This is a genomic window from Acrocarpospora catenulata (genome assembly GCF_018476525.1).
GTDB classification, from domain to species: domain Bacteria; phylum Actinomycetota; class Actinomycetes; order Streptosporangiales; family Streptosporangiaceae; genus Acrocarpospora; species Acrocarpospora catenulata.
Map to the genome: position 1 here is coordinate 201,816 of NZ_JAHCST010000009.1, position 22,756 is coordinate 224,571.

The 22,756-nt window shown below is 69.6% G+C and carries 17 protein-coding genes; 6 read left to right on the forward strand and 11 right to left on the reverse strand.

The features are described from left to right. Window positions 1-11 precede the first annotated feature (11 nt). Both KIP79_RS12185 and KIP79_RS12190 read left to right on the forward strand, forming a co-directional pair. Entirely contained in the window at window positions 12-1,670 is a 1,659-nt protein-coding gene (locus tag KIP79_RS12185; RefSeq protein WP_214104849.1) for an AMP-binding protein, read from the forward strand. A gap of 72 nt (window positions 1,671-1,742) precedes the next feature. Continuing rightward, window positions 1,743-2,417: a TetR/AcrR family transcriptional regulator gene (locus KIP79_RS12190; protein WP_214104850.1), complete on the forward strand. Its 675-nt coding sequence runs from the start codon at window positions 1,743-1,745 to the stop codon at window positions 2,415-2,417. A 37-nt stretch (window positions 2,418-2,454) separates the two neighbouring features. On the opposite strand, the gene KIP79_RS12195 is transcribed toward KIP79_RS12190, so the two are convergent. From KIP79_RS12195 to KIP79_RS12215, 5 genes are read right to left on the reverse strand one after another with little or no spacing between them, the layout of a single operon-like run. Beyond that, window positions 2,455-3,630, reverse strand: a complete 1,176-nt coding sequence (locus tag KIP79_RS12195; RefSeq protein ID WP_214104851.1) for a thiolase family protein — start codon at window positions 3,628-3,630, stop codon at window positions 2,455-2,457. After that, the gene (locus tag KIP79_RS12200) at window positions 3,623-4,153 is read right to left on the reverse strand and encodes a Zn-ribbon domain-containing OB-fold protein (RefSeq protein WP_214104852.1); all 531 of its coding nucleotides are present in this window, start codon (window positions 4,151-4,153) and stop codon (window positions 3,623-3,625) included. Before KIP79_RS12200 ends, KIP79_RS12195 begins: the two co-directional genes overlap by 8 nt. 37 nt (window positions 4,154-4,190) lie before the next feature. Next, on the reverse strand, window positions 4,191-5,294 hold the full coding sequence (locus tag KIP79_RS12205) for a beta-ketoacyl-[acyl-carrier-protein] synthase family protein (RefSeq protein ID WP_214104853.1): 1,104 nt from the start codon (window positions 5,292-5,294) through the stop codon (window positions 4,191-4,193). Further along, a complete protein-coding gene (locus tag KIP79_RS12210) occupies window positions 5,291-5,509 on the reverse strand; it encodes a ferredoxin (RefSeq protein ID WP_214104854.1) in 219 nt (72 codons plus the stop codon). The genes KIP79_RS12205 and KIP79_RS12210 overlap by 4 nt, the downstream gene beginning before the upstream one ends. Beyond that, the gene (locus KIP79_RS12215; protein WP_214104855.1) at window positions 5,506-6,750 is read right to left on the reverse strand and encodes a cytochrome P450; all 1,245 of its coding nucleotides are present in this window, start codon (window positions 6,748-6,750) and stop codon (window positions 5,506-5,508) included. The genes KIP79_RS12210 and KIP79_RS12215 overlap by 4 nt, the downstream gene beginning before the upstream one ends. A gap of 409 nt (window positions 6,751-7,159) precedes the next feature. On the opposite strand from KIP79_RS12215, the gene KIP79_RS12220 reads away from it, so the two are divergent. Both KIP79_RS12220 and KIP79_RS12225 read left to right on the forward strand, forming a co-directional pair. Then, window positions 7,160-9,484, forward strand: a complete 2,325-nt coding sequence (locus tag KIP79_RS12220) for a thiamine pyrophosphate-binding protein (protein ID WP_308169685.1) — start codon at window positions 7,160-7,162, stop codon at window positions 9,482-9,484. 558 nt (window positions 9,485-10,042) lie between these two features. Further along, the gene (locus tag KIP79_RS12225; RefSeq protein WP_214104857.1) at window positions 10,043-10,720 is read left to right on the forward strand and encodes a TetR family transcriptional regulator; all 678 of its coding nucleotides are present in this window, start codon (window positions 10,043-10,045) and stop codon (window positions 10,718-10,720) included. Between the two features lie 67 nt (window positions 10,721-10,787). On the opposite strand, the gene KIP79_RS12230 is transcribed toward KIP79_RS12225, so the two are convergent. From KIP79_RS12230 to fxlM, 5 genes are all read right to left on the reverse strand, one after another. Further along, a complete protein-coding gene (locus tag KIP79_RS12230; RefSeq protein WP_214104858.1) occupies window positions 10,788-11,597 on the reverse strand; it encodes a thiopeptide-type bacteriocin biosynthesis protein in 810 nt (269 codons plus the stop codon). 2 nt (window positions 11,598-11,599) lie between these two features. Then, the gene (locus KIP79_RS12235; RefSeq protein ID WP_214104859.1) at window positions 11,600-12,820 is read right to left on the reverse strand and encodes a lanthionine synthetase C family protein; all 1,221 of its coding nucleotides are present in this window, start codon (window positions 12,818-12,820) and stop codon (window positions 11,600-11,602) included. Further along, window positions 12,817-15,942 (reverse strand): lantibiotic dehydratase, encoded by a 3,126-nt coding sequence (locus tag KIP79_RS12240; protein WP_214104860.1) that lies wholly within the window; start codon window positions 15,940-15,942, stop codon window positions 12,817-12,819. The genes KIP79_RS12235 and KIP79_RS12240 overlap by 4 nt, the downstream gene beginning before the upstream one ends. An 82-nt stretch (window positions 15,943-16,024) precedes the next feature. Beyond that, a complete protein-coding gene (locus tag KIP79_RS48275; RefSeq protein WP_256447215.1) occupies window positions 16,025-16,156 on the reverse strand; it encodes a hypothetical protein in 132 nt (43 codons plus the stop codon). A 41-nt stretch (window positions 16,157-16,197) separates the two neighbouring features. Further along, window positions 16,198-17,472, reverse strand: coding sequence for a methyltransferase, FxLD system (fxlM, locus tag KIP79_RS12245; RefSeq protein ID WP_308169686.1), 1,275 nt, complete (start codon window positions 17,470-17,472; stop codon window positions 16,198-16,200). Between the two features lie 209 nt (window positions 17,473-17,681). Between fxlM and KIP79_RS12250 the strand changes: the two genes are divergently transcribed. Both KIP79_RS12250 and KIP79_RS48940 read left to right on the forward strand, forming a co-directional pair. Continuing rightward, entirely contained in the window at window positions 17,682-18,419 is a 738-nt protein-coding gene (locus tag KIP79_RS12250; RefSeq protein WP_214104862.1) for a GntR family transcriptional regulator, read from the forward strand. A 254-nt stretch (window positions 18,420-18,673) separates the two neighbouring features. Then, entirely contained in the window at window positions 18,674-21,259 is a 2,586-nt protein-coding gene (locus tag KIP79_RS48940) for a M14 family zinc carboxypeptidase (protein ID WP_261368011.1), read from the forward strand. A 56-nt stretch (window positions 21,260-21,315) separates the two neighbouring features. Here the strand turns inward: KIP79_RS48940 and pntB are convergent, their stop codons facing one another. Further along, window positions 21,316-22,746, reverse strand: coding sequence for a Re/Si-specific NAD(P)(+) transhydrogenase subunit beta (gene pntB, locus KIP79_RS12260; protein WP_214104864.1), 1,431 nt, complete (start codon window positions 22,744-22,746; stop codon window positions 21,316-21,318). Between the last annotated feature and the right edge of the window lie 10 nt (window positions 22,747-22,756).

Consider the following 22,756-nt stretch of genomic DNA (forward strand, 5'->3'; position numbering starts at 1 on the left):
AGAGGCTAACGATGGCTGAGCTCAGCACCTCGGATCTCCGCCGGCTCGTCGAGGCCGACCGGGACCTCCGCCGGCTCGTGGAGGACCGTGCCGAGCGGTACACCGACAGAACGTTCCTCCGGTTCGGCGGTTCCGACCTGTCCTACGGCGAGATCGACTCCCTCGCCGACCGTGCCGCCCAGGGCCTGATCGCGCACGGGACAGGCCGCGGCGACGCGGTGGCGATCATGATGCGGAACTCCCCCGACTGGCTGTCCGCCTGGTTCGGTGCCATCAAGATCGGCGCGACGATCGTGCCGATCAACGTCGCGCTACGCGGGGACGGCCTGGTACACATCCTGAACGACTCCCGGGCCGCCATCGTGATCGTCGACGCCGACCTGCTCCCCCAGCTGCAGGCCGTGCTGGCAGAGCTCCCCCGCGTACAGCGTGTCGTCGTACGCGAGGCCGGCGGCCAGACAAGTCACGGCACCGGGCACGCCGACATCCGGGAGTTCCTCGATCACCCGGCCGTCCGGCCGCCGGCGCTGGACCTGCGCACCAAAGACCCGGCGACCATCCTCTACACGTCCGGTACGACCGGTCCGGCCAAGGGCTGCCTGCTCCCGCACGGACAGTACGTCGCCGCCGCGCACCAAATGGCCGTCAACCTCGAGTACGACTGCTCCGACACCCTGTACTCGTGCCTGCCGTTGTTCCACATCAACGCGCAGAACTACTCCGTGCTCTCCGCCTGGACCACCGGCGCCACGCTGGCCCTGGACGCGACGTTCACCGCGTCCGGCTTCTGGCGGCGGATCATCGACACCGGCGCCACCGCGTTCAACATCATCGGTGGCATCCCGCAGCTGCTCTGGAACCAGCCGCCGTCCGAGCTGGACCGGGCGCACAAGGCTCGGGCCGCCTTCGGGGTGCCGGTGCCGCTGGAGATCTGGGAGCAGTGGGAGGAACGCTTCGGGGTGCGGATCGTCTACGCCTACGGGATGACCGAGAACGGGCTGCCGACGCTGTTTCCGTACGCCAACACCCCGGCACCCGCGTACCTGCGCGGATCGGGGGGGCAGGCCAGCGCCAGTGCGGAGGTCGCGATTCTGGACGAGGACGACCGGCTCGTCCCCGCCGGGACGGTCGGCGAGATCGCCACCCGGCCGAAGATCGCCCACACGATGATGCTGGAGTACTTCGGCAACCCGGCCGCGACGGTCGCCGCAACCCGCAACAGCTGGTTCCACACCGGCGACCTCGGCTACCTGGACGAGGAGGGCTACCTCTTCTATGTCGACCGCAAGAAGGACGCCATGCGCCGCCGGGGTGAGATGGTGTCGAGCTGGGACGTCGAGTCCGTCGTGCGCAAGCACCCGTCGGTAGCGGACTGCGCCGCGTACGGGGTCCCCTCGCCGCTCGGCGAGGAAGAGATCATGATCACCGTCGTACCCGCGGCGAGTGGCGAGTTCGAGCCCGCCGCGCTGCTGGAGTTCTGCCGCGAGCGGATGGCCTTGTTCCAGCTTCCGCGCTACGTCCGAGTCGTCGCGTCCCTCCCCAGGACCCAGACCGAGCGGATCGAGAAGTACAAGCTCCGCGCGGAGGGGATCACGGAGGACACCTGGGACGCGACGGTGTCCCCCGCGGCCGGCGCGAAGATCGCAGGAATCGGCGCCGACGCAAACTGAGCGGGCGGCACCGGGTGGTCCTCGCGGCTATCGTCGACCGTGACAGACAGCCGCCGAGCAGCGGGAGACGCCGTGGAGACCCCTGAGCCGCCGAACCCACGCATTTCGCGGCGCCAGGCCGCGGCCGAGGAGAGCAGGCGCAGGCTTCTTGAGGCCGCCCTGTCCCACTTCTCCCGCCAGCCCTACGACGAGGTCACCGCCGCGGAGATCACCGACACCGCCGGCGTCGCGGCCGGTCTGCTGTTCCACCATTTCCAGAACAAGCGCGGCATCTACCTGGAGGCACTGGCCGAGGCGACGCGTCGGCTCGAGGCCGCGCACAACACCGATCACGAGGCCGAGCCCGGCGTGCAGGTGCGCCAGATGCTGCACCACCACTTCACCTATCTCATCGCGAACAAGGAACTCGCGCTCAACGTGATCCTCGCCCGCAACGCCGTCGGGCACGAGGCCTCTGACGCGTTCGAGCTCACCAGGTGGAACACCATCACCTGGGCCTGCCGACTGCTCGACCTGGATCCCAACCATCCCGCGCTGCGCCTGATGTGGCGGACCTTCGGCGGCGCCTCGGACCAGCTGACCGTCACGCTGCTGCAGACCGGGCAGCCCTACGCCATCGACTCCCTCGTCGAGGCACTGGTCGAGGTCCTGGTGGGCGCGTTGCGGGGCGCCGCCATACTGGACCCCGACCTCCAGGTCGACAAGGCGGTGGACGAGCTCCGGCGGCACCGGCCGTCGGCGAGGTAGCCGGCGCGCAGACCAGGCACGCACTGCCCTCAGGTGTTCAGGCCGACAGCACCGTGCAGGTCGAGAACTGGTTCGCGCCCCCCTGCCCGGTCGCCACGGCGACCCTCGCGCCCGGGACCTGCCGCTCACCGGCGGAGCCCATGACCTGCTGGGCGCATTCCGCCAGCCTGATGAGTGCCGTGGCGCCGACCGGGTTGGCGGCCTGGGGCCCACCGGACGGGTTGATCACCGTCTCGGTCCCCCACCGGCCGAAACCGGAGCGGACGAGGTCCGGGCCGTCAGGTGCGTCGCACAGCCGCAGCGGGCCGTAGGCCATGGTCTCCGCGTGCGTGAAGGGGGCGTGGATCTCGACGACCTGCGCCTGCCGGGCATCCGAGATGCCGGCCTGCGCGTAGGCCCGCTCCGCCGACCGACTCAGGGTGATCATGTCCTCCAGGTTGCCGATCGGGCGGTGCACCCGGTCCCCCATGTTGTAGGTGTCGCTCACCGAGGCCCTGCCCCGGACATGGGCCAGGGGGCGGCCAGAGCCCTCGAACCGCTCGGACCGGACGATCACGACGGCGCACACCCCCTCCGACACCGGGCAGGCGTCCAGCTGCGTGACCGGCCACGCGATCATGCGCGACCGCAGCACGTCCTCCGCGCCGTACGGTGTGCGGATCTGCGCGAGCGGGTTGCGCGAGGCGTTGTCGAAGTTGCGCTCGGCGACCTGGGCCCAGACCTCCCGGGCGTAGCCCCAGCGCGCCATCATCCGGGTGGCGCGCAGCGCGCCCATCGAGATCGTCGACAGGCCGGTGTCCCGCTCGTAGATCGGGTCGAAGATCGAGTTGAAGACCGCGGGCACGCTGTTCGCCTGCGCCATCCGCTCGACCCCGACGACGACCGCCACGTCGCCGCGCCCGGCCTCGAGGAGGTCCATCGCGGCGTAGGCCGCTGCGATGCCGGTGGTGCCGCCCGTGTTGATCCGCATGCTCCAGCGGCCGATCGCGCAGGCCGCGGGGAGGAAGCGCTTGTCCGGACAGTTCTCTCCCGCGAGGCCGTCCGGCGCGAAACCACCGACGACGATGTCGACGTCCCGGGCGGTGAGGCCGGCGTCGGCGAGCGCCTCCCGCACGGCCTGGCCCACCAGCTCGGGGGTGGATCCCTCATGCCGCCGCCGATAGGGCGTCTGCCCCACACCGGCGACCGCGAGCCCGTGGCCGGTCCTAGGCATCGGCGGCCACCAGCTCGAAGGCGAAGTCGGTGATGCGGCCCTCGCACTTGTCGGAGAAGACGACCCGCACCCGCGGCTGGGTCAGCAGCAACGCCCCCGCCTCGTCGAAGTCGTGCAGGTCGATCCCGTGGACCGCGTTCAGCAGGGCGGTGGAAGCTCCGTCGAGAGTGACGTAGCCGACCACGGTCGGCGGTTCCGGAAGCCCGGGGAACGATGTCGTCAGAATCGTGAAGCTGTCCAGGGTGCCTTCGGTACCGACCTCTCGCCACTCGTCGATCTCGACGTAGCAGGCGTCGCAGAACCCGCGGGCCGGCACGAGCACCCGGTCGCACGTGGGGCAGTGCGTACCCATGATCCGCTGGTTGAGCCGGAGCTCGTTGAAGAACCGGCTGGCCGAGGCACCTGCGAAGTAGGTGTACCCGAAGTCCCAGTGGCCCTGGATCGTCACCGGCTCCGCGACGGGGTCGGTCGTGCTCCCGTCCGCGGCCGCGTCGCCGTCCGGGGGAACCGGCGTGCTGCTCATCAACTGCTCCTCGTGCTACTCGTCGGTGGGTTCCGGATCACCTGCAGGACCGCCCGTGCGTCGTGTCGTGGCCTTCGGCACGCCCGAGTACCACGGCGGCCTGGGTCTGAGCTGCGACGACGGAGGACCCCGAGGCGAGGGCGAGGGCTCCGTCACCTTCGCGGACCCGCTGCACCGCCCGGGCGATCCGGGTCAGGCCCATCGCGGGGGCGCAGTAGCCGACCGACCGTGCTCCGGCCGGATCGAGCCGCGGGTCGAGTGCGAGCGCCTCCATCCCGCGCCCGGACCCGGTCGCCCCCACCGCCTCGAGCGCGAGCGCCTCGTCGAACATCGTCAAGGCGTCGATCTCCAGCACGTCGACCTCGTCGATGGAACGCCTGGCCTCGCGCAGGGCCTGCTCCCCAGCCGACCGCAGGGCGGGCAGGCCCGTCAGGTCACGGTCGCCGAGCTCGAACGGCTCGGTGCTCATCCCGGCCCCGAGCACCTCGACTGGCCCGGGCTCGCTGCTGAGCACCACCGCGGACACCACGTCTCCCCAGATCGGCAGCTCGGTGTCCCGCAACGGCCAGGCCGCAGCCGGGATCCGGCCCGCCGCGCCTTCGACCTCACCGCGGCGAGTCGCCGCCGCCGCACGGTGCTCGGCGTACTCCGGGTGCTCGATGAGCGCGCGGGAGGCCCGTAGCCCGCTGACCCCGATCTCGGTCATGCCCAGCGGGCGCGTGGTGAACGGGTCGAACAGCGCGCGCGCGATGTCGTCGGCCGGACCCTCGCTCGCCCGGCCCCACGCGGCCACCAGACAGGTCCGGACCGAACCCGAGCGGATGCGGGCGTCGCCGAGGACGAACGCGGCGGCTCCGTCATCGCCCAGCCTGGTCTCGTCCTTCAGGAACGCCGCCGCTGCCGGCGCCGTGATCATGTTCGTGAGGGAGCGGCCGTCGACGAGGTCGTGCGCGGCGAGTACGACGGCCTCGAGGTCGCCGACCGGCATCCTCGCGTCGTCCAAGGCGCGGCGGACGCACCGGAAGATCAGGTCGGTGAGACTCGCCGACCCGTCCGCCCAGGAAGAGCTCACCGCCGTCCCGTGCACGTAGACGCGCTGCACATCGACCTCCTCGTCGTCGTTCGGGCGGGTCGCTCTCATCCGTCGTCATTCACGTCGCCGACCAGAGAGATCGCCTCCATCGGGCAGGCGTAGGCGGCCTCACGCAGCTCGCTCTCGGTCCACTCCCCGGATGGCAGGAAGAACGCCTGCCCCTCGTCGTCGAAGTCGAACGCACCCGGGGCGTGCTGCACGCACATGCCGACCCCGGCGCACCTGCCGTGGTCGACCTCGGCCCCCTCAAGCCTGGCTGTCATGACTCGTAAAAGGTGACGTGCAGCTGGGTGAGGCTGCGGGAGACCACCGTCGGCGCGTAATGCAGCTCCTGCTCGTGGATCGTGTAGCGGGGGAACGCCTGCGACAGGCCGCGAAACGCCTCCTCCGCCTCCAGCCGGGCGAGCGGGGCCCCGAGGCAGGTGTGGATCCCCTGGCCGAACGCGGTGTGCTTATTCGGCCTGCGCGCGATGTCGAGCCGTTCCGGGTCGGTGAAACCCGCGGGATCGCGGTTGGCGGCGTGCTGCACGAGCAGCACCCGGTCGCCGACCTCGATCCGCTGGCCGGCCAACTCCAGCGGCTCCTTCGCCCAGCGGGCCTGGGCACGAATCGGCCCGTCGAAGCGCAACACCTCGTCCACGGCGGAGCGCGCCAGCGTGGGGTCCGCGCGCAGCCGTGCCCACTGGTCGGGGAACTCGTCGAACGCGACCATGCCATTGGCCAGCAGGTTCATCGTCGTCTCGTGGCCGGCGAACACCATCAAGATCGCGTTTGCGACCACCTCGTCGTCGGTGAACGCGTCGCCGCCGTCCGCGGCCTGCACCATGCCCGAGATCAGGTCCTCCCGGGGATCCCGCCGCCGCTCGGCGATGATCGGCTTGAGGAACTCGGCGAGATCGTGCATCGCCTGCTCGCCCTTACGCATCCGGTCGGTGTCGTTGCCCCGGACGAAGATCACCGCCCCCAGGTCCTCGGACCACTTCCGTACTGACTCCCGGGCCTCGGCGGGAACGCCCAGGTACTCCGCGATGACCACCACCGGGAGGGTGAACGCGAAGCGGGCGAAGAAGTCGACCTCCTGCTGTCCCCGGATCGGCTCGATGAGCGAGCTGACGAGCTCCTGGATCCGCGGCCGGAGCACCTCGACGCTGCGCGGGGTGAAGGCCTTGTTGACCAGCTTGCGCATCCGGGTGTGGTAGGGCGGATCCTTCCACACGAAGATCTTCGACAGCAGTCTGAAGAGCTGCTGGTACTGAGACGACGCCTCGCTGAGGTCCTCGCCGAACGGACCGGAGAAGCGGTCCGAGGACAGCTTCGTGTGGCTCCGGAAGCCCTCGACGACCTCCGGGTATCCGGTGACGATCCAGCCGTTCCACCGCTTGTTCCAGTAGACGGAGCGGGTCTCCCGGAGCCGCCGGTAGTACTGGAACGGCCGGTCGATCGCCTCGGGCGACAGCAGGTCGTCGAGATCGGTTGGGTTGTCCGGCAGGACTGTCTCGCTCACTGCCGCCTCCGTTCGTATCCGCTCTGATGGGCGTTCCGCACTCCGCCCCGTTCAGAGCGCGCACGGTGCCCCGTGGCCGGTGCGGGCGCGTCGCCGCACCTCTGCTCGCCGGCCCGACTGTAGGCAGTGCCCGACTGTAGGCAGTGCCCGCCGAGGGTGTCAACATAGTCGTTGACATATTTGGCGACAGGGGGTGGACGCCGTCGCCCGGCACCCTGCGATGAGGCTTTGTCAACGGATATGTTGACACAACCGTTTAAGGACTCTCTAATGGAGCGCACAGGCGTGGCGGGGCGTTTCGACGCGATGAGCCACCCCGGACAACAGCGCGAAGGAGCTCGGCATGAGGGTGGTGGACCAGGCCCCCCAAGGCACCCACCCGACGCCTGCCTCCCTGAAAGGATTCCCTGTGACCGCCGACACCAGCACGGAACACGCCATCGGGCGCCTGGAGACGCTGCGCACGATCGAGCAACGAGTGCTGTGGCTGTCGACCGCGATCGTCGACCATGCGAACCGGGTGCGGCCCAACCCGACCGGGCTGAAGGTCGGCGGGCACCAGGCTTCGTCAGCGTCGATGACCACGATCATGACCGCGCTGTGGTTCGAGCAACTACGGGCCGGCGACCGGGTCTCGGTCAAACCGCATGCCTCGCCGGTGCTGCACGCGATCAACTACGTGCTCGGCGACCTGGACCGGTCCTACCTGACGACGTTGCGGTCCTTCGGCGGGTTGCAGTCCTACCCCTCGCGGTCGAAGGACCCGGATCCGGTCGACTACTCCACCGGATCGGTCGGGATCGGCGCCACGGCGCCGATCTGGGGTGCGCTCGCGCGCCGCTACGTCTCCACCCTGGGTGACCAGGCCGGGGCAGGACGCCAGTATTCGTTGGTCGGGGACGCCGAGCTGGACGAGGGCGCGGTGTGGGAGGCGATCTGCGACCCGATGGTCGCCGAGCTCGGCGAGGTCGTGTGGATCGTCGATTTGAACCGGCAGTCCCTGGACCGGGTCGTGCCCGACATCGGCACCCCGCGATTGCAGGGCATGTTCGACGCCGCAGGCTGGCAGGTCCTCACCGTCAAGTACGGCCGCCTGCTGGAGGAGCTGTTCACCCGGCCCGGCGGGGAGCACCTGCGCCGCCGCATCGACCAGATGCCCAATGCCGAGTACCAGCGGCTGCTCCGCTGTACCCTCGCCCAGCTGCGCGAACGGCTGCCCGGCACCGGTGACGACGCCGGCGTGCCGGCCTCCCTCGTCGCTTCCCTGGACGACGCCACGCTGCACGCCGCGGTCCGCAACCTCGGCGGGCACGACCTGCGCGCGGTCGGTGACGCCTTCGCCGCGATCGACGACACCCGGCCCACCGTGATCTTCGCGTACACGGTCAAGGGCTTCGGGCTCCCCTCCGAAGGACACCCGCAGAATCACTCCTCGCTGCTGTCCGAGGAGCAGATGCGCAAGCTCGCCGCCCGGTGCGGGACCTCGCTGGAGAACCCGTGGGAGCGCTTCGCGGAGGGCACGCAGGCAGCGCGGCTGTGTACGGTCACGGCGCAGCGGCTGCGCCGTGACCCGATCGACCCTGCCGCGGCGCCCACGCTACCGGTCGACATCGGCCGCACCCCTTCCGGGAAGGCCACCACCCAGGCCGCGCTCGGCCGGGCATTGCTCGACCTGACTCGCTCCGCCCCCGACGCCGCCCGCCGGATCGTCACGCTGTGCCCGGACGTGTCGTCGTCGACGAACCTGGGCGGCTGGGTGAACAAGGTCGGCGTCTGGTCACCCGATGAGCGCCGGGACTGGTTCGAGGACGACCCCGAGACGATCCTGCACTGGCGGGAACGCCCGACCGGGCAGCACATCGAGCTCGGCATCGCCGAGGGCAACCTCGTCGGCGCGCTCGGCGAGCTCGGCGCCACCTGGTCCCGCTGGGGACAGCCGCTGCTGCCGATCGGGGTGCTCTACGACCCGTTCGTCGAACGCGCCTTGGAACCCTGGTCGTTCGGGATCTACGCGGGCGGGCAGTCGATCCTGGTCGGCACCCCCTCCGGAGTCACCCTGGCCCCCGAGGGCGGGGCACACCAGTCGATCACCACCCCGTCCGTCGGGCTGGAACAACCCGGCTGCATCACCTACGAACCCGCGTTCGCCCTCGACACCGAATGGACCCTGCTCGCTTCCCTCGCCCGCCTCGGGCGCCCCGACGGCAGCTCGGCCTACCTACGGCTGTCCACCCGCCCGGTCGAGCAGTCACTCGCCGCAGTCCCGGCCGACCCGGCCGCCCGGGAACGACGCCGCCGCCAGGTCGTCGCGGGTGCCTACCCCCTCCGCCGGGCCGACGCCGACACCCCCGCGCTGACGATCGCCGCGATGGGCGCGACCATGCCCGAAGCCCTCGCCGCCGCCGAACGACTCGAATCGCTCGGCATCCCCGTCGACGTCGTCTGCGTGACGAGCCCCGGCCTGCTCTTCGACGCCGTCCAGGCCCGCGCCGGCCGCGGTGCCGCAGAGACGTGGATCCTCGACGCCGCCTTCCCCGCCCGCCGGGCCGCACCGCTCGTCACCCTCCTCGACGGGCACCCACACACCCTCGCCTTCCTCGCCGGGGTCAACCAGATCCGCGCCACCCACCTCGGCGTCACCCGGTTCGGCCAGTCCGGGGACCTGGAATCGGTGTACCGTTACCACGGCCTCGACACCGACAGCGTCGTCGCCGCAGGTCTCGACCTCCTCTGAACCAACCTCTCCGACCCTGCTCGGACGCCCCGCACCGAAGAGTACGTGCTCGCCGTACGGGCGATCTGGGACTGCTGGGCGCAGGAACCTTCCAGAACGTCGCCTCGATCGCAGGGAAGGGTTACCGCAACACGTCGGTGGTCGCGTACGCCGCGGCCAAGGCGGGCGTCATCGCGATGGACGCGGGTGGCCTCCGCAGCGTTGGCGCCCGGCATCCGGGTCTGCCCGGGACGGGTGCGTACGGCGTTCTTGCTTGAGGGCATGCAGATCATGGCAGACCAGAGCGGCATGGTCTTCGACTGACCGACCGGCGTCACGCCGGACCCTGGTTCAGCAGTGTCACCGATCATCGCGTTTGGCCGCCAGGTCTGGCGTGGCGAGGGTTCCCTCGTGCGCACGCACCAGCTCGGCCCGCAGTCCACCGGAGTCACCGTGCAGGTTGCCGCGTTACCGCAAAGATCATCGATCACCACATCTCCGGACATAGGACTCAGTTCCACAATTACGATACTGAGTCCCGCGATCCACGACAACACCGGGGTCCGCAAGAATGGCCGCATGGCCACCATGTCCATCAGTCACCGCCTCGCCGAGGCAGCGGTGGCGCTCTTCGACGAGAACGGCTACGACGAGACCACCGTCGACGACATCGCGGCCCGGGCAGGAGTCAGCCGCAGCACCTTCTTCCGGTACTACCGGTCGAAGGACGACGCCGTCTTCCCCGACCACGACATGCTGATCGGCAAGGTGGACGCCCGCCTGCGCGCCTCGACCGTGGATCCCGCCATCGTGGCCGTGGCCGACGCGCTCCGCATCGTGCTCGCGTACTACGTGGACGACGCCGAGGTGTCGCTGCGCAGGTACCGCCTCGTCGGCCGGGTCCCCGCCCTGCGCCACCGGGAGATCGCCAGCGTCGCCCGCTACCAGCGGCTGTTCCGCGAGTTCATCGTCCGGAGCCTGGCGGGGACCCCCGACGCCGACCTGCGCGCCGAGTTGATGGCCGCCTCCGCCGTCGCCGCCCACAACCAGGTCCTGCGCGGCTGGCTACGCGCCGGCGGCACCTACGACCCCTCCGGCCCCCTCGACCACGCCCTCGGCTACGTGATCGAAACCTTCCGCCACCAGGAGCGGCAACCACACGCCCGCGACGAGATCGTCGTCGCCGCCTTCCCCCGCTCGGCCTCCCCCCAGGCGGTCATGGACGCCATCCAGGCCCAACTGAACTCCCGCCCCTGACTGCCAGGCCCGACAGGCCGAGGGCAGCTTGCCGACCAGCGAGTCGATCTGGGTGTCGAGCGCGGCTTCAGTCGTTGAACACGACGCTTTTCGCCGCCTGCGAGAGGTTTGCCTGTATATGGTATGGAATGCCCATCCGGTTCCAGTGGAAGATCACATGGTGGGCTATCACTGCGCGAATTCCCCGGCTCAACCGCCCTTCCTCGGCCAGGGCCCGGAGCGTACAGCCCGCCCTCTCGAAGCCGGACAACCAGTCGCCTGCGAAGACCAGCGGTCCCGTGCGAAGATCGCTCGCCGTGCTCGTGTCTGCGGTGAGGAGACGTTCAACGGCGGACTGGAAGGTCGGTCCCTGCGTCAGAGGGGCGATTTCCTTGGACGGCCGTAGCTGGACGACTCTCGCCCAGACGTCTCCCCACTCAAACCAGTCCAGCCCGGCCGCCCGCATGAGGGCAGTGCACAGCAGAACCGACAGCTCACGCCGTTGGACAGGTTGATCTTCGCCGAGTCGGGCGAGCTGAGCGAAGATGTGGCGGCTGTCGTGGTGGAACAGGGTATGAGCGGCGACCATACCGAGTTCACCGCCGAATGCGTGGCTCTCGGGTTCGTAGATCGTTTCTGCGCAGTGCGAGACATGACGGGTCGCCCGCAGACGATTCACTGCCTCCTTGAAGAGGTCCCGTACCTCGTCGGCGGCGTCATCAGCCGGTTGGTAGCGGACACGCCATTGCTGTTTTCGGATGAAGAACCAGGACCTCACAAGCGCGGCAGTGTCGATGCGTAGCAGAACCGGGCCGAGGTGGGTGAAAGCGTACTGCTCAGCGGCATGACGATCGGTGAACGTCACGGCGATCTGCCGCCAGGGCGAAAGCCGGTCCATCGCTATCCGTTCTGGTCGTATGGCGGGTCGAGCAGAAGACATGCGTCCCAGCTGGTGATGGGTTGCTCGGTGGCCACGCTGGTGAGCGTCAGCGCCAGACCCGCCGCGCCGGACAGGAATCCGGGCTCCAGATTGGAGGGAAGGTCGGGGAAGCGGCCGGTGAGGTTGTTCACGCTGTCGGTGAGGGCGGCTGTGTCGGCGGTGGCCGCGATGCGCCGAGAAGTATGGAGCAGGCCCGCCCATCCGTGGCACAGGCCGGGGCCAGTGATGCGGTCCAGTTGTCGGGGATCGGCCAGACAGCCCTGCAGCGCATGTTCAGCGTGGCGTCGCCGGTCGATGTCGCCGAGCGCGATCCCAGCAAGTTGCTGTGCACGCGCGTGCCCGGGGGTGCCGTAGCACCAGGACGGCCGCGCCGGTGCGGGCTGCCGGGTCTGCCCGGTCATGGCCTCCTCGAGCGTGACCACCTCAGGCCACCAGGAACCTGCTGGGTGGGCTTGCCGCCAGGTGTCGGTCCAGTCGCAGATCCGGCGGATCGCGTCGGTTTGGCCGTCGACGACGATCCCACGCACGGTGGCCAGGGACAGCAGCGCCAGGGGGCCGCTGATGCCGTGGGCCATGCTGAGGTTGCCGTGCCCGCCTGTGGCTCTGTTCGCGCGCCGCCCGGACGGCGCTTCGTGGGTCCACCAGCCGGGCAGGTCGTCACGGCCGAGAGGCCGCGTCAGCCGTACGAGATAGGCGAGCACCTCGGCGAGCACCTCGCTCCCGGGGTGGCGGCGCAGTAGGTGGGCACCGAGCCCGGTCAGGCCCTTGAACAGGTCGAGCTCGGCGAGGGAAGGGCGCTCGCCGCGGTCGATCCGGTTGTTGGCCTGATTGAGACGTTGCCGGGTGAGGCCGGTGATCTGCGCGTCCAGCTTGGCCAGGGCACGCTCGTACCGGCCGGGAGCGGCGGCGCCGTGGAGGACGTAGGCGAGGGCCGGTGCGCCGAACAGCAGGTTAGCCTGCGGGCTCGCGGTGATGAGACCGCTCGCGGCGATGGTGAGCCAGGAGTGGGCCGTGGTCCAGTCTCCCAAACCGGCGGCGGCGCGTTCGATGTGAAGCAGGGCGACACCGGCGGCGCCTCGGCTCAGTGACTGGGGGTGGCCGTCCGGATCCGACACCTGGTCGGGGACTGCGAGGCTGGCGGCCAACTCGGCCGTGTAGGTGGAGACGTTGAGGCGGGTCATCTCTTCGACCGGTGTTGATGGGCCAGGGCAGCGGCGCGAGCAAGGCGCAGGCAGAGGCGTTCGCTCGCGTGGTCGATCCCGGTCATTCGGGCGTGATGCAGGTGCAGCAGGCTGGCCAGGACGGCGTCGGGTTGCGATTGCCCGGCGGGATGTCCGGGGGTGTGTTGATCGGCCAGGTGGGCGCGGTAGGCGGCCAGCGTCTGGCGGCGTCGCTGCCAGGCGCGGGTGACCTGGTCGCCGCCGGGCAGAGCGCGCAACGCGGCCCAGTCGCGGCACGGGTTGGCCAGCGACTGGGCTTCGTTGTGGAGTGCGCGGTCGATGGGCGGGGCTGGGCGGCGGGGGACATGCTGAACGAGCCATGCCGTTCCGGCATCGTTGCCGCCGGTGAATGCGGTGGCCAGGTCGAAGATGCTCGCGGTGGTGACAGCGGCTGGGCATAGGCCCGCGAGGGCGGTCATCGTCAGTTGGGCGAGAGTGGCACGGGAGTCGGCGGCGAACACGGTTTCGGCAGCCTGCAGGGCGGCGCCGGCGCCGTACCGGCCGGGCTCGGGATAGTAGGTGTCGAACACCAGGTCGCGTAGCAACCCACGCTCGCGGACACGGCTGGCCCATGCGCCGACGCGACGGGCGGCCGGGCCGTAGTGGTCGACATCGTGAAGCGGAAACCGTAGCCGTAGGTGGGGCTGCGGATTGTGATGCCGCAGAAACCACCAGCCGTCTTCGGGGCCTTCCTGCCATTCGGCGAGCAGGCCGGAAAGGTGCCTGGTGAGGATCTCGCTCTGGCTGTCGGGCTGGGCGTACAGGCGGACGTACAGCCATGGTGAAGCGCCTGGCGGGTGCCCGGGGTGGTGGAGCGGAAGAAGCGGCGTGCCCACATGCCCAGCCGGGGGCGCGGTATTTCCGGGGCGTGGGGCAGGGGCGGCGGCCAGCGGAAGAACGATCTCGTGGGCATGACCGCCGGTCCAGCCGTACGCCTGGTGGCCGGGGGCCTCGGTCAAAGTTGCGGCATGTTCTCGGTTCAGGTGGGCGCGCAGGATGGCCAGGTGCGCGGGCTCGTCCAGGTCCAGGCGAAGGCGGACGTCGCTGTCGCCGAGGAAGACCAGGCCGGGGATGCGGTGGAGGGTGCGCAGGCTCTGCCATGCCTGCGCCCATGCCGGCCAGTCCGTTTGGGGGTTGGGTAAATCCGTGGCGGTTAGATTCCAGGTGGCGGGACTCAGAATGGTCCGGCGGTAGCGGATCCGCGGCAGGAATGGCAGGGTGGCGGCGGCGCCCCAGGTGAACGGCACACACGCGGCCGAGCGGGCGTATGTGATCTCGCACAGGAACCGGGCGAGGGGGTGAGTGGCGCGGCGGAGGTCCAGCGCGTTGGCCATGAGCGGCTCCACGACCTCCCCACGGGACAAGGAGACCAGGAACAGGCGGTGAGCGTCGCCGCTGACCGCCAGGTCGTGCAGCGGGAGGTGGTCGAGTTCCGGAAGCTGGTGTTCGCCGAGCGGGATCAGGGTGGTGATGGCCGGGCCGCGAGCAAGATTGGCCGCGCGGGGGGACAGCGGCGGGCAGGAGATCTGGGCGAGCACAGCGCCGGGGTGCAGCGTGGGCAACTCGGCCAGCACGCCGGCCATCCGGTCACGGTCGCCGGGCGGTAGCAGGTGCAGGAACCGGCCCACGGTGGTGCCGGCCTGGCGGGCGGCGCTGACGACCACCAGCGTGAAGTCGCCTGCGTTGATAGCTGCGGTGGTGGCGGCATGGAGGGCGAAGCGCAACTCGGTGTGCGGCACCGGATACGGCGGTCGCGGTTCGTCGGCGCCCGCGGCCAACTTGATCAGGGTGTCCTCGTCGAGGACGACCTCTTGGCCGTGGAGCGCAGCCCGTTGCGCAAGCCGCAGTAGAGCCCGGTCGCGGCCGGTGAGCGGAGGCGGACTGCCTTTGGCGGGTGAGCCGCGGTAGCCGGCCGGATAGCCGAGCCCGGTGTCGGCGTTCACGACGTCGGCGAGCGGGACGACCGCGCCGATCCCCCACCGGTTCAGGAACGCCTCGTGGTAGTCCCGCCAAGACGGGCTGCCATACGGGTGCTGGGACAGGCGAACCAGGACGGCTGCGGCCCCTGCCGCCTCACGGACAACCGTGTCGGGCAGCGTCGTACGGCAGTCGAGCCGGAGGTCGATGGCGAGTGCGGGCGCGGGACGATCATGCACGGTGGCCATCCGCTCGGTCGCCGAGGTGCGTTTGGCGTGGCGCTCGTGGGATGAGACCGAGCGGGCGTGCTGGGCCAGCTCATCCCGGATGGTCCGCAACTGGCAGAGGACGTCCGCGGGGGCGGCGTGGCCGAGGGCGGCGAGGTTGGCGATGAGATGTGTGAGCGGATCTGTGACGTCCATCGGCGGGTGGAGGCTGCTGATCAGGACACTGTGCTGCACCAGAACGGCCAACATCGACTCGATCTCGGCCACCGGATGGTCGGGGCGCTCGGTGGCCAGCAGCCGCGTCAGCTCGGCGATCGTGATGGGCGTGCAGGCGGCCTTTAGCACCGCCTGCACCGCCGGGGTGTTCCGGATCGTCACATCGGCCGTCGCCGCGCCGCCGGGTTGCAGGCGGCAGGGGACCACGAGACGGTCGCCACGCTCGAACGCCAGGGTGTTGGCCACGACCTGCAAGTGGGCCCGGAGGTCGGGGCGGGCTTCCAGACGATTGATCAGCGCGGTGAGCCAGGCGCCGTCAGCTCGTGCGATGGCTCGATGCCCTGTTCCCCATTCCATGACCGCCTTGGTGGCGAGCCGTACTGCAGCTACCCCCGCGAACAGGCCGAATGGGGTGGCGCGGCCGCTGGCACGCAGAAGGTAGCGGAGGGCGGATTCGACCACCCGCCGGACGCGGCGCGGGTGCGTGACCCTCCCCTCGCACAACTCCCGTATTCGGTCGGCCAGATCGGGGCTTGCGACCGTGACAGCCTCGGCGAAGTGCTCATCTGCCCAGACCTGGCGCAACCAGGCAACCCACTCAGCTACGGGGGCAGGGTTGCTGCCGGTCAGGTCCGGCCACGAGGGGAGGCCGGAGAGCGAGGGAAAGAGCGAGGCGCGGATGATGGCCGCGTCCACATGGCGGAACCGGACTTGATTGATCAACAGTTCTCCCTGACGACTCCCTCGACCGGAGACAGGCCGGGACCGACCGCGAGCGACGTGGCCGGTCCCGGAGGGGGTGCTGTCAGCAGGTGACGCCGGCGCTGTCCTCGGTGCCGCCGCAGCCGTCGCCAGTGCAGTCCTCCGAGGCGACCCGGGCGGCCGGGGTGCTGTATCGGGTGAACCGGACATCAAGGTCAAGGTCGCTGGTGCCCATGGAGCTCCTTCCTTCAAACGGGTTGGGAGATGGTGCAGTGCCTACCTGGCAAGGTGTGGCCAGGCGAGCACGATCGCGGTATGCCGCTTGTGCAGCACAAATCCGGCCGGCATGTCGGTGATCGGGGTAGTGGAGCGGTGGATGGTGACGTGCGGCGCCGGACGGCCATGCCGGTCCCACTGGCGGATCTGCTCGGCGAACCTTACGGCGAGATTGGCGGCGTCGGGGCCGTGAGCGTACGCGCCGAATTCGAATGTGGTCTTGTCCGCGTCAACGGGGCGCAGCTTGGCCCGGTAGGCCAGAGTGGCAGCATCGGCCACGGCCGGGGTGCCCAGCCGCCAGGACGGGGTTACCACGCCGGAGTCGACGGCGTCCTGCTGGGCGGTGAGAACAGCGAAGCCGTCCAGGTGAGTGGCCAGCCACAGGTCCAGGTCGTGGAAGGGTTCCCCCTTGCCCAGAGTGACGCCCGACCAGACCTCGGCCCGCGGTGTCGCCAAGACGTCGCCGAGGGCTGCGGTGTCGGCGTGCTCGACTTCGTCAAACCACAGGCCGACCTGGTCGCCCCGCAGTTCCACACCGTGGCCCTGATGTCCGCCAGCGCCCTGCATAGGGACGAATCCGCACATGAGGTGGCTGCGGCTCTCCAGATGGTCGCTGACACGTTCGAGGGCCCAGGAGCGGGTCAGGCCGAACGTGCGCAGCGGAAGAACGAGCCGTCCCCCCTCGGCGAGCTGGTCCGTCCAGGCGGGCGGGATGTCCCACGCCCCGGCGGTGACGATGATCAGGTCAAACGGGCGGCCGGTATCGGAGACACCGAACTCGCCGTCTCGGCACAGGACTCGGACGTCGTCGTACCCGGCGGCGGCCAGGCATTCCTCGGCGCGCTGGACCACGTCGGCGTCGATGTCGATCGTGGTGACCGAGCCGCTGGGGCCGACCAGCTCGCGTAGGAGCGCCGCGTTGTAGCCGCCGGAGCCGATCTCCAGGACATGGGTGCCATCGAGGGGCCCGGCCTGGGCCAGCATCGTGGCAACGGTGGGTGGCGCGGATACTGTGCTGAGCATGACGCCGCGTTCGTCGCGTTTGGCGACGATGGAGTCGGTGCCGTAGGCCGATTCCGGTGGGACGCCGAGGGTGAACAGGTGGCGGGGCACCTTCCTGAGTGCTGTTTCGACAGCGGGCGGCAGCGGCATGCCCACGCTGGCGCTGCGGATGCAGAGCTGGTCAACCAATCGGTCGCGTAGTGCTGTGATGTCCTGATCGGTGTACGCGCCCTCACGGGCGGTGTCGGCTGTCACCTTGCGGAGCTTAGTCACGCCCACTTCCTGTTCTGTGGTGTCGCGCGAAGCCAAGTCGAGCTGGGCCGATAGACGGGGGTTTCTTCTCTTACGGCCCTCAGAACTCATCTGCCCTAAGTACGTACTACATACTTCTTAATTTGGAGGGCTTAAGGAGTCAATGGGTATGTAGTACGTACTATCGCTAAGGTGAGCTCATGATGAGTCCGGGAGGCCATTACCGCGTAGTGGCAGACACGATTCGCCAGGCCATCCATGATGGCCGCTACCCGCGTGGCTCCCTGCTACCCAACGAGGAACAACTGGCCGAGGAACTCGACGTCCACCGAGCCGTGGTGAACAAAGCCCTGAAGATCCTCAAAGACGAAGGGCTGGTCTATGTGCACATGGGCGTCGGGACCTATGTCCACAAGCTCCCGCCCATCCTCCGAGATGCCGCCGTACGGCACAGCCGAACCCACCGCGAACGCGGCGGCGTACGCGGCTCGCTGGCCAGCGAACTCGCCGAGCTCAACTACACGCTGGACTCCAACAACACCGTCGGCCCCGGCAAGCCTCCGCCGGACGTGGCGGAGGTCCTCGGCGTCGACCCGGACACCGACAGCGTCATCATCCGGGCCCGGCGCATGCGCGCAGAAGGCGTGCCCATCCAGATCGTCACCAGCTACATCCCCCGCTCAATCGCAGATGGCACCCCCATCGCCGAACGCGACCCGGGCGTGGGCGGGATCAGCAGCCGCCTGGCCGAACTCGGCCACGCGCAGGCTGACATCCAGGAGGACCTTGTCGTCCGCTCGCCCACACCCGAGGAGGCGCGCTTCCTGCGCATGACTCCCGACCAGCGGGTCTTCGAGATCTTCCACATCGGACTGACGGCGACCATGCAGGCCGTGAAGGTCAACATCTACATCATGCCGACGCACCAATGGAACCTGCGCTATCGCTACCCTGTCGACTCGGACTGACCCAGCAGCCACAGCGGGCGGCGCCGGCCGAACGCCTGGGCCCGCCACGGGCAGGACGCGCCGTACCTGTGCGTTTCCGGCTGTGCTGGGGCGACACAAGGCAAAAGCCCGTGCCGCAAGGGTGTTTCGGTGACATCTCTACATGAATTATGTGTCGCTCTAATCACACCTCTTGTGCCATATCACATGTGATCACTACGAATGGGAGGGTCCTTTCTATACGGAGGCTTCCTTTGCGTTTACCCATCGCCCTCTTGAGCGTCGCCGTCTCGGCCACCCTCCTCGTCTCGCCGAGCGCGGCGGTCGCCGACCCCGCCGAACCGCCCCAGCGGGCGGTACGGGACTTCGGCAACGGCCCCGAGCGGAACGAGGAGGCGGCCGGTCTGCCCGAGCAGCAGGCCGCCGGGACACTCCGCGCCCTCGGGGCACAGCAGCCGAACCTCGATGAGAAGCAGCAGTACCCCTTCTTCCATGACCGGGATCGCGGATACCCCCGGCAGACGCAGCTGCCGGTGCCGCCCGAGAACCCGGCCGACGCCTCCATCAAGCTCGGGCTGGTGCCCTACCACGGCATCGCCCCGGTGCTGAACAGCCTGCAGGCGCGCAGCAAGCGGGTGAGCGTCGAGACCATCGGCCGCTCGCACGAGGGCCGTGACCTCTACCTCGTGACCGTCACCGCTCCGGAGAGCAAGAACGAGACCCGGGCGCAGGACAAGATCCGCGAGCGTATCCAGAACGACTCGGCCCACGCCGCCCGCGACAAGAAGCTCCCCAAGGAGTACAAGGCGCCGATCTTCGTCAACAACAACATCCACGGCAACGAGTGGGAGGGCACCGACGCCGCCCTCCGGGTGATCGAAGAGCTGGCCACCAGCACCGATCCCAAGGTCGCCGACCTGCTCAGCCGTACCCGGTTGTACTTCAACGTCACCGCCAACCCCGACGGCCGGTTCAACGGGGTGCGCGCCAACGGCGCGGGCTTCGACATGAACCGGGACTTCATCACCGCCTCGCAGCCCGAGGTCCGGGCGATGCGCCAGGTGATGATCGACACTCAGCCGGTCGCCATGATCGACCTGCACGGTTACGTCAACGGCACGCTCATCGAGCCGACCACGCCGCCGCACGGCGCCAACTACGAGTACGACCTGTTCATCAAGAACACCTACGCCAACGGGCTCGGCATGGAGGCCGCCGTCCTGGCGCTGGGCTACACGCGGGAGGCCGACGGCGTCAATCCGCCGCAGATCCCGTTCCGGGACGACGCGGAGGGCTGGGACGACTGGCCGCCGATCTTCACCCCGCAGTACGCCCCCTTCCAGGGCGCGGTCGCCTCGCACACCATCGAGTTCCCGATGCGGGTCAACGGCTCCGACTACAACAACCTGCCCGTCGACGAACTCCGCCGCCGTTCCTCGATCAACGTCGCCATCGCCGCCGCGGTCATGCGCGCCACCTACGGCTACGTGCAGGTCAACCACGACCAGTTGATCGCCGACCAGATCGAGGTCTTCCGCCGGGGCGCCGCGGGCGAGGCCTCCAAGCCCGTTCCGCTCGACATCGTGCCCGGCTTCGGCCCCGAGGACGTCTACAACACCACCTACCCCCGGGCGTACGTGATCCCGGCGGGCGGTCAGCAGCGCTCGGCCACCGCCGCCGCGCGCCTGGTCGACCATCTGATCGCCAATGACGTCAAGGTGGAGCAGGCGAAGAAGGCGTTCCGCCTGAACGGCAAGGACTACCCGGCCGACTCCTACCTCGTGGACATGCACCAGCCCAAGCGCGGACTGGCCAACGTGATGCTGGAGCCGGGCGCCGACATCACGCCCAAGGTCAACGCGATGTACGACATCTCCGGCTGGAGCCACGCCCTGCTCTGGGGCGCCACCGTGGACACCGTCACCGGCGACTCCTTCAAGGTGAACACCAAGCCGGTCACGGCCGCCGGGCCGACCGGCTCGGTCGCGAAGACCAACCACCCGCTGGCGCTGAAGATCACCGACGCCAAGGAGGTCATGGCGCTGAACGACCTGCTGGCCCAGGGCGTCGCGGTGACCTGGGGCAACGACGGCACCGCGACCGTCCCCGCCACCGCGCGGAAGGCCGCAGAGACGGCGGCCGACCGGTACGGCGTGGCCTTCACCCAGGCCGGCTCCACCTCGGGCGTCCCGCTGTCCCAGGTGCGGATCGCCGCGGCGGCCTCCGCCGACGAACTGTTCACCCTGCGTGAGATGGGCTTCCAGGTCACCCCGGTGTCCACCGCGGTCCTCAACGCCGGCTTCGACTGGAGCGCGACCGATGCGCTCTTCGTCTCCAGCGGGCTGAGCTACACCGCGCTGAACCCGGCCGCCAGGGCGTCCCTCGACGCGTTCCTGACCACCGGCGGCGTGGTCACCCGGGGCAGCACCGGCGCGACCTTCAACACCGCCGCCGGGCTGCTCACCGCGACCTCGGTCGCCGGGCGCAGCGACGCCAACGGTGTGGTCCGGGTGGTCTCCTCCGGCGGTCCCGTCGGCGGCGACTCGCCGGACCACGCCTTCGTCTACTCGCCGCGCTGGTTCACCGGCCTCGGCCCCGAGGTCAAGGTCGAGCAGTCCTACGCGACCGACGGACCGCTGGTCTCCGGCCACTGGCGGGCCAACGCCAACGGCACCGGCGGCCAGGACGCGGCCAAGGGCCAGGCCGCCGTCGTCAGCGGCCGGGACGAGCGGGGCGCGGCCGTGGTGCTTTTCGGCACCGAGCCGATGTTCCGCAACCACCCGAAGGGCCTGTTCTCCCAGGTGGCGAAGGCGCTGTACTGGTCGGCCACGACCGCCGACGTGACGGCCACCACGCCCTGACCTGCTGACGCGGCACACCGGGCCGGCGACCTCCCCGAGGTCGCCGGCCTCTTCGGTCAGATGGCCTGGAGGATGTCCTGGACGCGGTCCTTGGCGTCGCCGAAGAGCATGGCGGAGTTCTCCCGGAAGAAGAGGGGGTTCTGCACGCCCGCGTAGCCGGCGGCCATCGAGCGTTTGAACACGACGACGTTGTCGGCTTTCCAGACGGTGAGGACGGGCATGCCGGCGATGGGGCTGCTGGGGTCCTCCTCCGCGGCGGGGTTGACGGTGTCGTTGGCGCCGATGACCAGGACGACGGCGGTGTCGTCGAAGTCGTCGTTGATCTCGTCCATCTCCAGCACGATGTCGTAGGGGACCTTGGCCTCGGCGAGCAGGACGTTCATGTGGCCGGGCAGGCGGCCGGCCACGGGGTGGATGCCGAAGCGGACGTTGACGCCGCGTTCGCGGAGCTTGCGGGTGAGCTCGGCGACGCCGTACTGGGCCTGGGCGACGGCCATGCCGTAGCCGGGGGTGATGATGACCGAGTCGGCGGAGGCCAGGAGTTTGGCGACGCCCTCGGCGGTGATCTCGCGGTATTCGCCGTAGTCCCGGTCGTCGGCGGGGCCGGCCTCGATGCCGAAGCCGCCGGCGATGACGGAGATGAAGGAGCGGTTCATCGCCCGGCACATGATGTAGGACAGGTAGGCGCCCGAGGAGCCGACGAGCGCGCCGGTGATGATGAGCAGGTCGTTCTCCAGCAGGAAGCCCGAGGCCGCGGCGGCCCAGCCGGAGTAGCTGTTGAGCATCGAGACCACGACCGGCATGTCACCGCCGCCGATGCTCGCCACCAGGTGCCAGCCCAGCGCGAGGGCGAGCGCGGTGACCACGATGAGCAGCCACAACCGCGGGTCGATGACGAACCAGACCGTCAGGACGGCGAACGCGACGAGCGCGCCGATGTTGAGCAGGTTCTTGCCCGGCAGCATCAGCGGCCGGGACTTGATCCGCGCCGACAGCTTGAGGAAGGCCACGATCGAGCCGATGAAGGTCACCGCGCCGATGAAGACGCCGAGGAAGACCTCGGCGGAGTGGATGCCGAGCAGGTCCTGGCCGGCCAGCAGCTCGGCCTCACGGCCCTCGGGGTTCCCCTCGACGTGCAGGTAGCCGTTCCAGCCCACCAGCACCGCGGCCAGACCCACGAAGGAGTGCAGCAGCGCGATCAACTCGGGCATGCCGGTCATTTCGACGACCCTGGCACGCCAGAGGCCGATCGCGGCGCCGATCGCGGTGGCGCCGATGAGCAGGCCGAGGCCGAGCGGCTCGATCTTCGCGTCCACGGCGAGGGCGATGGTGGCGGCGAGCGCGACGAACATGCCGGCGATGCCGAAGGTGTTGCCGACCTTGGCGGTCTCGTGCCTGGACAACCCGGCCAGGGCGAGGATGAACAGCAGCGCGGCGACGAGGTACGCCGCCTTCGCCGCGCTCTCGATGGTGAGGATGTCGTTCACTGGCTTCTCA